Source organism: Oceanicaulis sp., assembly GCF_051859625.1.
In the GTDB taxonomy this organism is placed as follows: domain Bacteria; phylum Pseudomonadota; class Alphaproteobacteria; order Caulobacterales; family Maricaulaceae; genus Oceanicaulis.
On record NZ_JBHYFH010000003.1, the window covers coordinates 262,603 to 276,156 of the forward strand.

A 13,554-nucleotide genomic window follows, 5' to 3' on the forward strand; every position below is an offset into this window, starting at 1 on the left:
TTAGGGTTCCTTGAAACGCAAGGACCGAGGCTGATCATGACCGACTTCACGATTACCGAAGAACGTTCCCCATCCAAGGGCCGCTATGTGGCCACGGCCGCGGGCAAGCCCGACGCCGAGCTGACCTATTCCATCGCCAATGATCACATGATCATCATTGATCATACCGGCGTGCCCGATGAGTGGCGCGGCATGGGCGTGGGAAAGGCGCTGGTTCAACGCGCGGTGGAAGACGCCCGCGCTCGCAGCGTTCAGATCATCCCGCTCTGCCCGTTCGCCAAGGCCCAGATCAACAAGACCCCGGACTGGCACGATGTGCTGGAGCCCATCACAAAATCCTGAAAACACATAGAAAAACGGGCGGACCACAGGTCCGCCCGATCTAGTGAGTGCTCACAGGGGAGATTATGATTTCAATCTAGCCCCCTACTTGTTTAAATTTAGTTAGTGAACGATTTCACCGAATATATTTCCTCACAAGCCGCTTGACCCTGCCCTGAAGCGCGCGGACCCTCTGAAAAAAAGGGAGGGTTTTCAATGCGCCGTCTTGTCTGGGTGATCGCCCTGATCGCCGCACTTGTGGTGGGCGGCTGGCTGTATGTCAGTCAGTCCACGCTGGGCCGGGTCTATCTGCCGTCCGGCACGGGGATCACCGCCAAGCAAACCTGTTCGCTGACCTTTGTCTCTGGCCTGGCCCCGGACCGGGCGGCGGATCTTTATATCAATCCGCTTCTGGGCGGCGCCGGATCACTGATCTCGGTCGAGCTGGACCGCGACGAAGCGCGCGTGACCAGCTCGGTGCTGGGTCTGTTCTTCAAACAGACGGCGGTCTATCGCGACGGGATCGGCTGCACGCTGGTGCATGATTTTGACGCCTTTGACGCCAACGCCAGCCTGCCGCTTGCAAACGGTCCCGACCCGATGTCGCTCGACGCCGATTGGCGCGATGCGCAGTTTGATGCAGAGGCTCTGAACGCGGCCCTCGATCAGGTTTTCACCGATGACGGTCGCAATACGCTGGCGGCGCTGGTCATCCATGACGGTCATCTGGTGGCCGAGCGCTATGCGGAGGGCGTGAACGAAACCACGCCGCTGCACGGCTGGTCGATGACCAAATCCACCGCCGCCACCTTCGCCGGCGTGCTGGTGCAACGCGGACTTCTCGATATCCGCGCCGAGGGCGCCATTCCCGCGCTTGTGGAGGTCGGACGCCCTGAGATCACCATCGACGACATGTTGCGCATGAGCGGCGGTCTGGACGGGTTCGAGACCAATGACGGCACCGATCCCAATTCGGAAATGCTGTTCACAGCCCCGGACATGGCGCACTACGCCGCCAACCGCAATGTCCTGCACCCGCCGGGCGAGTACTGGGATTATCAAAGCGGCAACACCATCCTCGCCGGCTCCGCCATGGAGACGCAGATGGGCGAGACGGTGGTGGATGAAATCACGACGCTGCGCGACTGGCTGTTTGAACCGCTGGGGATGAACCATTCCGTGCTGGAGCCTGATCAGTCCGGCACCCTGCAATGGTCGAGCTATATGTACGCCAGCGCCCGCGACTGGGCGCGCATGGGCGAGCTTTATCTCAATAATGGACGCGTGGGCGAGCAACAGATCATCCCGCCCAACTGGCTGTCCTATGTGGGCACGCCCACCGTCACCTCCGACGAGCAATATGGCGCGGGCTTCTGGCTGAACATTCCCGGACTGCCCTCTGACACCGTGGTGATGCGGGGCTTCCAGCAGCAATGGACCTTCGTGATCCCGTCCGAAGATCTGATCATTCTGCGCATGGGAGCGACTTTGGGCAGCGATGGCGGCGCGCCGGACTTCGCGCGTGCGGTGATCGCGGCGAAGCAGGAACCCGCGCCAATGATCAACACCACGGACATCGAGGGAGAACCATAAAATGTCTACACTGGCGCTGGCAGCGCTTCTCAGCGTGACCTTTCATCAAGCGTATGTGGAGTCCGGGGACTTTCAGGGCGCCGAAGCTCGGGAAGAGCAAACCGTCGACCAGTATCCGTGCGCCTATTATGGCGCGGCGATCGCCCCTCTGGGTACAGACAGTCGGTTATGCGGGATGTCCTGGAACAATGGCGATCTGTTCGTCCGGCATCGGGGCGAGGATAGTCTTGTCGGGTCCAATCTCGCGATCCGCGCCTCTCAGGGCGCTTTTGATCGCGGTGAATTCTGGGTGATGCGCAAGGGCGATGCCGCCCTGGCCGGCATCCGTCGGGATCTCTCTCAGAACGCGGTCATGATCAGCAGGGACGAAGGCGAGTGGCGCTCGACGCGCATCAATTGCGGCGAGTACGGGTTTGCCCACGCCTTCCCGCTTTCAGATGCAAACCGCTATACCGTTGTCGCCTATAGTTCCGAAGGCTCTTACCTGTTCTGCCGTCTTGATTTCTGGACGCACGAACAGACCCAGACCTGGGTCGAGGGTCCCATCCCCAGCATCCCGTTGGATGAGCTACAGATTCAGTGGGGCGATGGCCCGAATTATCTGATCAGCACCCGCAACGGCGAAGAAATTTTCCGCTCCAGCACCGCCGATTAGGTTGAGGGTTCGTTGATCTCGGTGCGTTGAAGGATGCGGTCGAACGGGTGGGGCGTCACCCGTTCGGCCTGAACCATGAAGGCGTTGAATTTGGGATGGCGCTCGCGCCAGCCGCGCACATGGTTCCGCGCGCTGTCTGAATTGGACAGGACCAGCGCGGCGCCGATGGCGATCAGCACCAGCCCGAACGGCAAAGGCGTCCAGAAGAGCGGGAGGCCGAGCGCGATCAGCAAGAACCCCAGTGTTTGATATACGAACCTCATGCATCACAAATGCGCAGGCGCCCGAAAGGTTGCAAGTGTCTTAAGCTGAGCTTCAGCCCGCCGCGCGCTTGCGACGGCGCTTCTGATACAGCATCCACAGGCGCGAGCTGCCCAGGCACAAGCCGGTATAGACCAGCAGCACCGCCACCGCGGAAGCGATCCCGGCGATCGTCTGGCCGATCAGGCCGAACACCTCGCCCGTATGCAGGAAGCGGATGAAAATCCGCGCCTTGCGCGCCAGCGGCATGTCCGCGCGCGGGTCAAGGCGCTCAATCGCCTGCCCGTCCCGTGCGACCTCGAAACTTCGGATCGCGCCCGGCTCGACGCCATTGCCCGAATCTATCGCAACAAGAACTTTGGCGGCGTCTGCTTCAGGCAAGGTGATCTGCACCCGACGCCCTTCGCGTCCGGACTGGGCCTGCACCGCAGCGACCAGCGCATCGAGTGAGACAGTCTGGCCGGTGAGACGCTCAGGCTCTTCCGCAACGACCTCAGCCTGCTGCCCGCCTTGTCCTTGCGCGCCGCCAAAGACCCAGCTCACAAAGTCCCCCGCCCAGCCATAGGAGAACACCGCGCCCGTCAGTGTGATCGCGACCAGCGGCAGTGCGAACCACAGGCCCAGCGCATGGTGCCAGTTGAAATGGCGCGCCTTGGCGTTGGGGTGACGCGCCATCAGCGTCAGGCGCGGCTTCAAAAACGCCCAGCGCCAGAGTTTCGGCAGCCACAGATACATCCCCGTCAGGCAGAGCAGGGTGAAGAACAGGTTGGACACGCCATTGATCTGGGCGCCCACCTCATTGCGGCCTCCGGTAAAGGCCAGCCAGCGGTGGATATACATCACCCGGCGGAAGAAGGCGGTCGCGCCCTCGCCCGCCCCGTCCAGGCGCTCGCCCGTATAAGGGTTCATCAGAAAGCTGTTGCGACGCCCCGCCGAGACGCTGACCGCGCCCTCGCGACCGTTCGGAACTGTCATCACATGCCCCGGCGCGCCGCCCGCCGCAATCGCCGCGTCCGCCAAGCCCTGATAGCTGAGCGGTTCGGCGTCGGCGGGCGCAGTGATGGCGCTGTTCTGCGCCATGCGGATCATCTGACGCTCATAGGTCAGCAGCACGCCCGTCACCGACATGAGCAGGATGAACATGCCCAGGCTCATGCCCACGATCAGATGGAGCCAGAAGATGATGCTACGGATTTTCATGCTGTTCCCCGGTGTGTCGATGGGAGTGCTACGCCCGCCGTCATCCTCATCTGTCGTGGTGCGTCAGTCCGCCGCGCAGCGGCCGCCCGCCCAGCCGCGCTTATAAGAATTAATTGCAAAATTGGGCAAGTTATCTCTCATGCCTCGCTGCACAACGCAGCTTCGCGCTTGGCCCGCCTGCCGGGCGGGCCTAGTTTGCACTCCATCTGACAGGAGGGCCGGATGGCGTACAAATCTCTGCGCGACTTCATCGCTTTGCTGGAAGCGGAGGGTGAGCTCAAGCGCGTCTCCCGCCCGGTCTCCACCCATCTGGAAATGACCGAGATCCAGACCCGGCTTCTGAAAACCGGCGGTCCGGCGGTCCTGTTTGAAAATCCGGTGCATGAAGACGGCCGCCCCAGCGAAATGCCGGCGCTCGCCAACCTGTTCGGCACGGTGGGCCGCGTCGCCCGCGCGGTGACCCTGGGCGGCGAGCCGCGCAAGACGGCGTCTGACCTGCGCGAAGTGGGCGAGCTCTTGGCCTTCCTGCGTCAGCCCGAACCGCCGCGCGGCCTCAAAGATGCGCTTGGCATGCTGCCGCTGGCCAAGACCGTGATGAGCATGCGCCCCGCCAATGTGCGCAAGGCGCCGTGCCAGGAAGTCGTGCTGCAAGGCGAGGATATTGATCTTGATCGCCTGCCGATCCAGGGCTGCTGGCCGGGCGAGCCCGATCCGCTGATCACCTGGCCGCTCGTGGTGACCAAGGGCCCGTCCGACGACAAGCAGGACGACTTCAACCTCGGCATCTACCGGATGCAGAAGCTGGGCAAGGACCGCGCGATCATGCGCTGGCTCAAGCATCGCGGCGGCGCCCAGCATTTCCAGCGCTGGAAGAACGAAAAGCCCGAGCCCCTGCCCGTGGCCTGCGTGCTGGGCGCCGATCCCGGCACCATCCTCGCCGCCGTCACGCCCGTGCCAGACACGCTGAGCGAATACCAGTTCGCAGGGCTGCTGCGCGGTCAGAAAGCCGAGCTGGTGGACTGCAAGACCGTGCCGCTGAAAGTGCCCGCCGAGGCCGAGATCGTGCTCGAAGGCCATGTGATGCTGGACGAGTACGAGGATGAAGGCCCATATGGCGATCACACCGGCTATTACAACTCGGTCGAGAAATTCCCGGTCTTCAAGATCAGCGCCATCACCATGCGCAAGGACCCGATCTATCTGACCACTTTCACCGGCCGTCCGCCGGACGAGCCGTCCGTGCTGGGGGAGGCGCTGAACGAGGTGTTCATCCCGCTGGTGCGCCAGCAATTCCCCGAGATCGTCGATTTCTGGCTGCCGCCCGAAGGCTGCAGCTACCGCATCGCCGTCATCTCGATGAAGAAAGCCTATTCGGGCCACGCCAAGCGGGTGATGATGGGCGCGTGGTCCTATCTGCGCCAGTTTATGTACACCAAATGGGTGATCGTCGTGGATGACGACATCAATGCGCGCGACTGGAAGGATGTGATGTGGGCGATCTCCACCCGCATGGACCCGGTGCGCGACATCACCCCGATCGAGAACACCCCCATCGACTATCTCGACTTCGCCTCGCCGGTGTCAGGCCTCGGCTCGAAGATCGGTCTCGACGCCACCAATAAATGGCCGGGCGAGACCAACCGCGAATGGGGCGAGAAGCTCTATATGGAGCAGGATGTGATTGATCGCGTGGACGCGATGTGGAGCGAGCTGGGGCTGGACTAGGCCCCAGCGCCCGGTGCAACAGCTTAGGCCGTCGCCGGTTCCGGTTTCATCACCATCAGCGCCACACCCACCACAAAGAACCACGCAATAAAGCCCAGACCGAAAATCATGGCGGCGTCCGAGAGCACGGGGATTGTGGACACAATGCCCGCGCCGCCCACCACGAGTCCCAACAGATTGACCGGCATGGGGAGGGTCCGGGACTGAAAACCGGCCAGGCTCAGCAGAACGATCCACATCCCGCCGGTGATCTCATTCCCGCCGCCCAGTCCGGCCGCCACCACGACCGTGCTCCGCCACAAGGATGCGGCGGCGGCCATATCGGTTTCGGCAAGCTGGACGATCTGGCTGGTGGCCACATTGGTCAACATGCCCGTGGCCAGGATCAATCCCGCCCAGATCAGTCCGAACGCCGTCGCGGTTTGCACCAATCCATTCGCAGCCGCTTTCACCCGTTGATGCACGGCGATGACCAACACCACCATGAGCACGGCGTTGAGCACATAGATCACCAGATTCCAGGCTGACATCAGAGTCGCATTTTCAACCAGGAACCCCACATGCTGCTCCGCAGGCACGGACAGGCTGCCATACTGAACCGGCCCCAATATGCTGAAATAGACCCAGAACCCGATCACGTAGGTCAGGCCCGCCGCGATTGCGGCCACTCCACCGAGACGTTGAAACATCCGTCTTCCCTTCCTTCAAAGTCAGTTTGAACTCGGTCTAGCCCGTTGAGGCTTGCCATGTGTGTCCGCGTGACGGCGTGGACATCAGCGCTGCATTCCACCGGCTTCGAGTCTGACTTTCACCCCGAAGACCAGGGTCCAACCGATCACGGTCAGAACCGGGACAGACAGAACAAGCGGAGTGCGAAGCGCTTCGGGCAGCACATGGTTATTGCCAAAGAAAAAGATCCCTGTGGCCAGGAAGAAGGCGAAACCCATCCGCCAGAGATGACGACTGAGCCAGCTCACGCGCTGCGGCGTCGTGTGTCGGGCATAAAACAGATCCAGCACGAACAGCCCGAAACTCACCCCCGCAAGCAGGTAGAAGGCTGCCGGGGGGAGGTCATTGAGCATTCCCTCTGGGGAAGACGCGGCAATCAGCCCGCCCGACACAGCCCCCAGACACAGCCCGCCTGAAACAAGGCCGGACCATCGCGCCAGAAAGATCGAGAGCCAGGCCTGTCGTCGGGCCGCAGCCCAACTGGTCAAGACGGCATGTCCCGCTATGCCCGACAGAAACACCGTGAACAGAATGTCTCGCGCCAGACTGAGCCAGAGACCGCTGAGCGCCAGGATCAGCATGGCGATCACAAATATGGCCCCCGAGGCACGGTGCCAGACCTGCCCTTTGCGAGATGACAAGGCCGCCAGCCCAGCCAACACGGCCACACATCCCACTCCAAAATGGGCGGTCCCCAACAGATCAGGCTCAGTCATCATCCCGCACTTCCATGACGTGTCCGCGCGAACGCCGCGCATATGTCTCATCGGCATAGGAGGCGAGACGGCCAAACGTCGTCCGCGCGTGAGGGCGAGGACACAATCAGGCAGGGATAGCGATTGAACGGGGCAATGCGCTGAACTAGACCCAAGCCATGCAAACTGACGCACTGCTCGTGATCTCTTCCGTACTGGTCGGCATTTCCCTGACCGGCGTAGTCATGACCTTGCGCGGGTCTGCACCGGCGCCCGGTCGCCATACGCTGATCGTCGTGTTCGGATTGTTTCTGGGTCTGGCCGCACTGCCGCTGATCGCGCGTTTCGCCAGACCCGTGTATGATCTGTACCTGCCCGCGCTCTTGCCCTGTCTCATGCTCTTGCCGGCCTGTCTTTTCCGGTATGTCACAGAGCGGATTGACGCCATCGACCACAGGCCCTGGCGGCGTCGGCATCTGGGGCTCCCGTTCATCGGCGTGATTGTCATGATCGGCTACTGGGCCCTGCCCGGGCCGGTCCGGCGAACCCTGCTGATCGAAGGCGATCTGCCAGCGGGCTGGTTCCCGGCCCTGCTCGCGCTGACAACCTTTGCGCTCATTCTGATCTGGGCCGTGACGTCCCTGATTTACCTGGCCGTGATCGTGAAACACCTGTCGCGCTACCGGGCCCGGCTCAAAGCCCTCTTTTCCAATACCGAAGCGTTCGAGCTGCGCTGGATGGATGGGTTCATCCTCATGCTCGTCATCAGCTGGGGCCTCTCAGGCCTCTCAGTGATCAGTGACAATCTGGGGCCTGGTTTGATCGTGCCGGCTGAAGGGATTGTTTTCACTGTCGGCCTGGCCGTGCTGATGCTTGTGGTCTTCGCCACCGGACAAATGCCCGCCCAAGACATCCCGCCTGCACTTCCCCCGGAGCCTGACAAGTACGCCCGCTCGGCGTTATCATCCGAACGCACTGAACTCATCGCCCGCAAGCTCGAAACGGCCATGCGAGCCGAGGCGCTCTATCTGGACCCCACGCTGTCGCTACAAAAACTGGCCAAGCATGTGGCCGCACCCCACAATCATGTCTCCCAAACCCTGAACGGGCATCTGGGTACGACATTTTTTGATTATGTGGCGCGATGGCGCGTTCAAGCGGCCCAGCCCTTATTGCTGGCCAAAGAAGCCTCGGTCCTGACCATCGCCCTCGATGTCGGCTTCAATTCACGCTCCACCTTCTACAAGGCGTTCAAACGTGAAACCGGGCTGACCCCTAAAGACTATCAGAAACAGAACGCGCGCACCCGCTTAACGCCCCGGTAACTCACATTACCAGTTCCGCGTGCAATTTCCGGATGTTGAGCGCATGGTTTGATCATGAACTCGGTTTTCTCATCCGGCGTACAAGCCTTCCAAGCCGCCACAGCGCGGCTGGATGCTGCGGCAGGCATGGTCAACCGCGTTCGCCCATCGACTATCCCTGCCGCGCTGACCCAAAGCGCTTCAGCTCCTAACGCGCCTGCCGGGCGATCCGACGCCCCCCCACCACCCGCCGGACCCGGCGGGCGCGTTTCTTCTTTTGACGATGACTATGTCACCGCGATGGTCGATATGATCAAAGCTGAAACCCAGGCCTCCGCCGCCGTCAGCGTCATCCGCACGGCCGACGAGATGATCGGTAAGTTGCTGGACGCGAAAGCGTAATCCGCTCGTCCAGACCACAGCAATTGCACCGATGAAAAGGAAGCCGTTAAGGCTTCACATCTAGTGTTCCTGAAATGGCTGTGTCAGAATCCATCCCTACTGCGGGTGCATCACCCCACGTGTCGTCGCCCGTCCTGGATGCGGGCGAAGACCGGCTGCATATCCATATCTGCGAGGCCAGCCGGGTTCAGCGCGCCATTTTGTGCCGCATGCTGGGCGAGGCCGGGTTTGTCACCAGCGCGTCCGGGCATGCGGAAGAGAGCCTCAAACAACTCGCCGACACCCCGCCCGACATCTTCATGACGGCGATCGAGCTGCCGGATTTCTCAGGACTTGAGAGCTGCTGGCTGGTCAAGGCCAATCCCGAAACCGAGCATATACACACCATGGTGCTGACCGCGTCAGGCCAGGAGGACAAACTCGCTGAGTCGCTGGATTCGGGCGCCGACGATTATCTGACCAAACCGCTCGACCCCAACGAGCTGAAAGCCCGCATGCGCGCCGCATCGCGCATTGTGCGTCTGACCCAGCGCATGCGCAACGAAGCGGAAACCGACGCCCTGACCGGGGCGTATAACCGCCGGATCTTCATGCGCACGCTGGAGCGCGAACACAAGAAAGCGCTCGATCAGGCGCTGCCCTTCAGCGTCGCCATGGTCGATCTCGACTTCTTTAAAAAGATCAACGATGTACACGGGCACGCCAGCGGCGACCGGGTGCTGATTGAAACCGTGCGCCAGCTCAAGACCAAACTGCGCCCCCCCGCCATGCTGGGCCGGCTGGGCGGCGAGGAGTTCGCGGTCGTTCTGCCCGGTCAGGATGAACAGCAGGCGCGCCAGACATGCGAAACCCTGCGCGAGACCGTTCAGGCCATGTATGTGGAAAACGATGTGGGACAGCACATTGCCGTCACCGCCTCTCTGGGGCTCGCCGTGCTGAACCCCGGCGATCTCAACTCAACGGGCGAGCACATGCTCGCACGCGCTGACGGCGGCCTCTACGACGCCAAGGAAGGCGGCCGCAATCAGGTTTGCATCGCTTGATCTTTTCGAGCTGACGCGAACGCTCTAGGGTCCGGCCATGACCCAAGTTTCCGTTGATATCGTCTCTGACGTTGTGTGCCCGTGGTGCTGGCTGGGCCTGCGCTATTGGGATCAGGCCCGCGCGCTTGTGCCCGAGATTCAGACCGAAACCCTGTATCGCCCCTTCCAGCTAGATGGCGCCGTCCCGCCCGGCGGCGTCGCCTATCAGGACTATATGAAAAAGAAGTTCGGCGACGGCCCGGACGACCGCTTCAAGATGATGCGCGAGCATCTCGAACAGGCCGGTCCCGCCGCCGGGATCACTTTCCGCTTTTCCGGCATCCCCATGCGGCCCAACACGCTGAACGCCCATCGTGTCATCCGCTGGGCGCAGGGCCAGGATCTGGGCGAGGCCGCGTCAGAACGTCTGCACAAGGCGTTTTTTGAAGACCATCTCGACATTGGCGATCTGGCGGTTCTCACCCAGCTTGCGGGTGAGATCGGGCTGGACGCCGACATCGTCGCCTCGCTGCTGCAAACCGATCAGGACCGCCAGGCGGTTCTGGACGAAGAGCAATTCTACCGGCGGCTAGGCGTTCAGGGCGTGCCGTGCTTTATTTTCAACGGACAGTTCGCAGTCTCCGGCGCGGAAGCGCCCGAGGTGCTGGCGGACGCGATCCGGCAGGCCGCCAGCCTGCCTCAGGACAATGACGACGCCGGATAACCGGCGCGCCGCAGGGGGAACTCCATGACCGCAATTCAAGTCGTCAGCCTTTATGTTGGCCTCAACCTACTGATTCTACTAATCCTGGGGGCCAATGTGGTCCGTTACCGGGTCAGCACCAAGACCAGCCTGGGAATGGGCGAGAACCCGGCGCTTGAACGCGCCTGCCGCGCGCACGCCAATGGCGCGGAATGGACGCCGGGCGTTCTGATCGCTCTGGTGGTGATGGCGCTGATCGGCGCGCCGATCATGGCTCTTCACGCCATCGGCGTGACCCTGACCGTCGCCCGCGGCATTCATGGCTGGGGCGTCGCCACCCAGGACGGCCCCAATATCGGCCGCTTTCTGGGCGCCCTGTTGACCATGACCATTTATGCGGTTCTGGCGGTCGGTCTGATCCTTCACGCGGTCACGGGCTGAGCCCTTAGCCGTTCTGACGCGTTGCGCTAAGGGTCGTGTTGACGTTATGGGATCGGTATGACCGATCAAAACGCCAGCGCCGGCTTGGGCGCGCCCGACACTTCTTCGCTTCTGTCCCTGGCTCATGAGCTGGTCGACCGCGCCAAGGCGGCCGGCGCCCAGGACGCGGAAGCCCTGCTCTCTGAATCGCGCGCCATCGAGGCGGGCGTGCGCGAGGGCAAGCTGGAAACCGTCGAACGCAGCGAGACCCGCGACGCGGGCCTGCGCGTTCTGATCGGCAAACGCCAGGCGGGCGTCGCCTTCTCAGACCTCTCCGAAGCGGGGATGAGCCTCGCCGTCGAACGCGCGGTGGCCATGGCCAAGGCCGCGCCGGAAGACCCCTATTGCGGGCTGGTCGAGCCTGACAAACTGGCGCGCAACCTGCCTGACATCGCCACCTATGAAGCGTCGGACTTCACCCCCGAGCAGCTCGAAGCCGCAGCGCTTGAGATGGAAGCGGCCGCGCTCGGCGTCAAAGGCGTGGCGATGACGTCAGGCTGCGGCGCCAGCGCCGGCGTCGGCGGCTCGGCCTTCGTCACCTCCACCGGATTTGAGCGCGCCCGTCTGGGCTCGCGTTGCGGGCTGGGCGTCGCCGCCATCGCCAGAGATGCGTCCGGTGCGATGGAACGTGATTACGACACCCACGCCGCCCGCCGCCGCTCGGACCTCAAGACGGCGCAGGAGATCGGCCTCAGCGCCGGCGAACGCGCCGTCAGCCGTGTGGGCGCGGAAAAACTCGCCACCGGCAAGATGGCGGTCGTTTTTGACAAGCGCGTCTCCACCACTTTCATCTCCTCGCTTCTGGGCGCGATTTCCGGCCCGGCCATTGCGCGCGGCACGTCTTTCCTGCGCGACAAGATGGGCGAGCGCCTGTTCAGCGAAGGCGTGGACGTGATCGAGGATCCGCTGCGCGACTGGAGCTTCGGCGCCCGTGCGGTGGACGCGGAAGGCATCGCCTGCACGCCGCGCGCCCTGATCGAAGACGGCGTGCTGACCAGCTGGCTTCTGAACGCGTCGAGCGCGCGCCAGCTGGGGCTGGAGCTGACCGGGCACGCGTCGCGCAATCTCGGAGGCGCGCCGGGCGTCGGCGCCTCCAACGTGCATCTCAGCCCCGGCGAGCTGGACCGCGACGGCCTGATCGAGGCCGCCGGAACCGGCGTTCTGGTCAGTGAAATGTTCGGCCCGTCGCTGAACGCCAACACTGGCGACTGGTCGGTGGGCGTGGCGGGTTACGCCATCGAGAACGGCAAGCTGGGCGGTCCCGTCAGCGAGATCACCGTGGCGGGCAATCTGCTGGACATCTTCGCGCGGCTGGTCCCGGGTTCGGATCTGGAGTTTGACAGCTCGATCAACGCGCCCAGCGTTCTGGTGGATGCGCTGTCCATCGGCGGACGCTGATGTACGATCCGCGCGCAGACCGGGACCTGCTGGCGGATGCGGCGCGCGCCGCGGGCGAGCTGGTGCTCGCGTTCAGGGCGCGCGGCATGCGCGACTGGGAAAAGCTGCCCGGCGATCCGGTCACCGAGGCTGACCTCGCCTCTGACGCGCTGCTACAGGAGCGGCTCAAGGCCGCCCGCCCTGAGTATGGCTGGCTGTCAGAAGAGACCGTGGATGATCAGTCGCGGCTGACCGCGAAACGCAGCTTCCTCATTGATCCGATCGACGGCACCCGCGCCTTCCTGAAGAACAAGCCTGAATTCGTCATCTCCTGCGCCGTGGTGGAGGATGGCCGGCCGGTCGCCGCCGCGATCTACGACCCCAGCGCGGACGCCATGTATGACGCCGCCCTGGGCCATGGCGCGCGCAAGGACGGCGCGCCGCTCGCCATCAGCACCCATGACCGGATCACCGACGCGCGGCTGATCGGCGACCCTGGACGGCTGGCGGATTTGCGCGCGCTCGGCGCCGAGGCGCATACGGTCAATTCCGCCGCCTTGCGCCTGTGCCGACTGGCCGAGGGCGAGGCCGATGCGGTGGTGGCGGTCCGACCCAAATGGGACTGGGATCTGGCGGCCGGTCATTTACTGGTGGAAGAGGCCGGCGGCGTCTTCACTTCGTCGAAAGGCGAGCCGGTGTATTATAACAGGACAAGCGCTGTTCAGGATCCGCCGCTGGCGGCTGGTCCGGTGCTGCATGCCTTGCTATTAGAGCGCCTGACGCAGACCCCATAACGTCCTTTCGGGAGACTCCCCATGACCGAAACGTCTGAACAACAATTGCTTCACCTGGTGATCGGCGGCGAGCTGAAAGATATCGGCCCCTGCGCGCCTGAATTCAAAGACCTCACCAAGGTCGATTTTGTCGGCGCCTATCCCAGCTATGACGCCGCGCGCGAGGCGTGGAAATCCGCCGCCCAGCGCACCGTGGACAATGCGCATATGCGCTATTTCGTGATCCACGCGCACAAGATGCTGGATCCGTCCAAAAAGGACTAAGCGCCCTGTCTGCTGACCCGCCTGCGACT

16 protein-coding genes are annotated in these 13,554 nt (G+C 63.0%); 12 read left to right on the forward strand and 4 right to left on the reverse strand.

The features are described from left to right. Window positions 1-36: 36 nt before the first annotated feature. The 3 genes from ACTIGF_RS14490 (at window position 37) to ACTIGF_RS14500 (ending at window position 2,569) form a co-directional block, all read left to right on the forward strand. Window positions 37-342: a GNAT family N-acetyltransferase gene (locus ACTIGF_RS14490; protein ID WP_439637547.1), complete on the forward strand. Its 306-nt coding sequence runs from the start codon at window positions 37-39 to the stop codon at window positions 340-342. A gap of 195 nt (window positions 343-537) precedes the next feature. Next, window positions 538-1,914: a serine hydrolase domain-containing protein gene (locus ACTIGF_RS14495; RefSeq protein ID WP_439637548.1), complete on the forward strand. Its 1,377-nt coding sequence runs from the start codon at window positions 538-540 to the stop codon at window positions 1,912-1,914. A 1-nt stretch (window position 1,915) separates the two neighbouring features. Continuing rightward, window positions 1,916-2,569, forward strand: coding sequence for a hypothetical protein (locus ACTIGF_RS14500; protein ID WP_439637549.1), 654 nt, complete (start codon window positions 1,916-1,918; stop codon window positions 2,567-2,569). On the opposite strand, the gene ACTIGF_RS14505 is transcribed toward ACTIGF_RS14500, so the two are convergent. Together ACTIGF_RS14505 and ACTIGF_RS14510 are read right to left on the reverse strand one after the other, a co-directional pair. Further along, entirely contained in the window at window positions 2,566-2,832 is a 267-nt protein-coding gene (locus tag ACTIGF_RS14505) for a hypothetical protein (protein ID WP_439637550.1), read from the reverse strand. The two genes, ACTIGF_RS14500 and ACTIGF_RS14505, sit on opposite strands and share 4 nt — an antisense overlap. Before the next feature lie 52 nt (window positions 2,833-2,884). Continuing rightward, window positions 2,885-4,030, reverse strand: a complete 1,146-nt coding sequence (locus ACTIGF_RS14510; protein WP_439637551.1) for a PepSY-associated TM helix domain-containing protein — start codon at window positions 4,028-4,030, stop codon at window positions 2,885-2,887. A gap of 222 nt (window positions 4,031-4,252) precedes the next feature. On the opposite strand from ACTIGF_RS14510, the gene ACTIGF_RS14515 reads away from it, so the two are divergent. Further along, window positions 4,253-5,755, forward strand: a complete 1,503-nt coding sequence (locus tag ACTIGF_RS14515) for a UbiD family decarboxylase (RefSeq protein WP_160092145.1) — start codon at window positions 4,253-4,255, stop codon at window positions 5,753-5,755. Window positions 5,756-5,778: 23 nt separating this feature from the next. Here ACTIGF_RS14515 and ACTIGF_RS14520 read toward each other — a convergent pair whose 3' ends face one another. Together ACTIGF_RS14520 and ACTIGF_RS14525 are read right to left on the reverse strand one after the other, a co-directional pair. Further along, the gene (locus tag ACTIGF_RS14520) at window positions 5,779-6,444 is read right to left on the reverse strand and encodes a DUF4386 family protein (RefSeq protein ID WP_439637552.1); all 666 of its coding nucleotides are present in this window, start codon (window positions 6,442-6,444) and stop codon (window positions 5,779-5,781) included. Window positions 6,445-6,528: 84 nt separating this feature from the next. Beyond that, complete coding sequence (locus tag ACTIGF_RS14525; protein WP_439637553.1) at window positions 6,529-7,257, reverse strand: DUF2306 domain-containing protein; 729 nt, start codon at window positions 7,255-7,257, stop codon at window positions 6,529-6,531. Between the two features lie 101 nt (window positions 7,258-7,358). On the opposite strand from ACTIGF_RS14525, the gene ACTIGF_RS14530 reads away from it, so the two are divergent. The 8 genes from ACTIGF_RS14530 to ACTIGF_RS14565 all read left to right on the forward strand — a co-directional run bounded on the left by ACTIGF_RS14530 (window position 7,359) and on the right by ACTIGF_RS14565 (window position 13,525). Then, entirely contained in the window at window positions 7,359-8,504 is a 1,146-nt protein-coding gene (locus ACTIGF_RS14530) for a helix-turn-helix domain-containing protein (protein ID WP_439637554.1), read from the forward strand. A gap of 54 nt (window positions 8,505-8,558) precedes the next feature. Next, a complete protein-coding gene (locus tag ACTIGF_RS14535) occupies window positions 8,559-8,885 on the forward strand; it encodes a flagellar basal body rod C-terminal domain-containing protein (RefSeq protein ID WP_439637555.1) in 327 nt (108 codons plus the stop codon). 119 nt (window positions 8,886-9,004) lie between these two features. Continuing rightward, window positions 9,005-9,928, forward strand: a complete 924-nt coding sequence (locus ACTIGF_RS14540; RefSeq protein ID WP_439637556.1) for a GGDEF domain-containing response regulator — start codon at window positions 9,005-9,007, stop codon at window positions 9,926-9,928. A gap of 37 nt (window positions 9,929-9,965) precedes the next feature. After that, window positions 9,966-10,631 (forward strand): DsbA family oxidoreductase, encoded by a 666-nt coding sequence (locus ACTIGF_RS14545; RefSeq protein ID WP_439637557.1) that lies wholly within the window; start codon window positions 9,966-9,968, stop codon window positions 10,629-10,631. Window positions 10,632-10,655: 24 nt separating this feature from the next. After that, the gene (locus tag ACTIGF_RS14550) at window positions 10,656-11,051 is read left to right on the forward strand and encodes an MAPEG family protein (protein ID WP_439637558.1); all 396 of its coding nucleotides are present in this window, start codon (window positions 10,656-10,658) and stop codon (window positions 11,049-11,051) included. 57 nt (window positions 11,052-11,108) lie between these two features. Beyond that, entirely contained in the window at window positions 11,109-12,488 is a 1,380-nt protein-coding gene (locus ACTIGF_RS14555) for a TldD/PmbA family protein (RefSeq protein ID WP_439637559.1), read from the forward strand. Continuing rightward, on the forward strand, window positions 12,488-13,261 hold the full coding sequence (locus tag ACTIGF_RS14560; RefSeq protein ID WP_439637560.1) for a 3'(2'),5'-bisphosphate nucleotidase CysQ: 774 nt from the start codon (window positions 12,488-12,490) through the stop codon (window positions 13,259-13,261). The genes ACTIGF_RS14555 and ACTIGF_RS14560 overlap by 1 nt, the downstream gene beginning before the upstream one ends. A 21-nt stretch (window positions 13,262-13,282) precedes the next feature. Beyond that, complete coding sequence (locus ACTIGF_RS14565; protein ID WP_439637561.1) at window positions 13,283-13,525, forward strand: DUF4170 domain-containing protein; 243 nt, start codon at window positions 13,283-13,285, stop codon at window positions 13,523-13,525. Window positions 13,526-13,554: the final 29 nt, after the last annotated feature.

Coding starts and splice junctions, on each gene's coding strand:
- ACTIGF_RS14490 (WP_439637547.1), top strand. CDS start 37: ATGACCGACTTCACGATTACCGAAGAACGTTCCCCATCCAAGGGCCGC.
- ACTIGF_RS14525 (WP_439637553.1), bottom strand. CDS start 7,257: ATGCCGATGAGACATATGCGCGGCGTTCGCGCGGACACGTCATGGAAG.
- ACTIGF_RS14515 (WP_160092145.1), top strand. CDS start 4,253: ATGGCGTACAAATCTCTGCGCGACTTCATCGCTTTGCTGGAAGCGGAG.
- ACTIGF_RS14505 (WP_439637550.1), bottom strand. CDS start 2,832: ATGAGGTTCGTATATCAAACACTGGGGTTCTTGCTGATCGCGCTCGGC.
- ACTIGF_RS14495 (WP_439637548.1), top strand. CDS start 538: ATGCGCCGTCTTGTCTGGGTGATCGCCCTGATCGCCGCACTTGTGGTG.
- ACTIGF_RS14535 (WP_439637555.1), top strand. CDS start 8,559: ATGAACTCGGTTTTCTCATCCGGCGTACAAGCCTTCCAAGCCGCCACA.
- ACTIGF_RS14555 (WP_439637559.1), top strand. CDS start 11,109: ATGACCGATCAAAACGCCAGCGCCGGCTTGGGCGCGCCCGACACTTCT.
- ACTIGF_RS14560 (WP_439637560.1), top strand. CDS start 12,488: ATGTACGATCCGCGCGCAGACCGGGACCTGCTGGCGGATGCGGCGCGC.
- ACTIGF_RS14565 (WP_439637561.1), top strand. CDS start 13,283: ATGACCGAAACGTCTGAACAACAATTGCTTCACCTGGTGATCGGCGGC.
- ACTIGF_RS14510 (WP_439637551.1), bottom strand. CDS start 4,030: ATGAAAATCCGTAGCATCATCTTCTGGCTCCATCTGATCGTGGGCATG.
- ACTIGF_RS14545 (WP_439637557.1), top strand. CDS start 9,966: ATGACCCAAGTTTCCGTTGATATCGTCTCTGACGTTGTGTGCCCGTGG.
- ACTIGF_RS14520 (WP_439637552.1), bottom strand. CDS start 6,444: ATGTTTCAACGTCTCGGTGGAGTGGCCGCAATCGCGGCGGGCCTGACC.
- ACTIGF_RS14500 (WP_439637549.1), top strand. CDS start 1,916: ATGTCTACACTGGCGCTGGCAGCGCTTCTCAGCGTGACCTTTCATCAA.
- ACTIGF_RS14550 (WP_439637558.1), top strand. CDS start 10,656: ATGACCGCAATTCAAGTCGTCAGCCTTTATGTTGGCCTCAACCTACTG.
- ACTIGF_RS14530 (WP_439637554.1), top strand. CDS start 7,359: ATGCAAACTGACGCACTGCTCGTGATCTCTTCCGTACTGGTCGGCATT.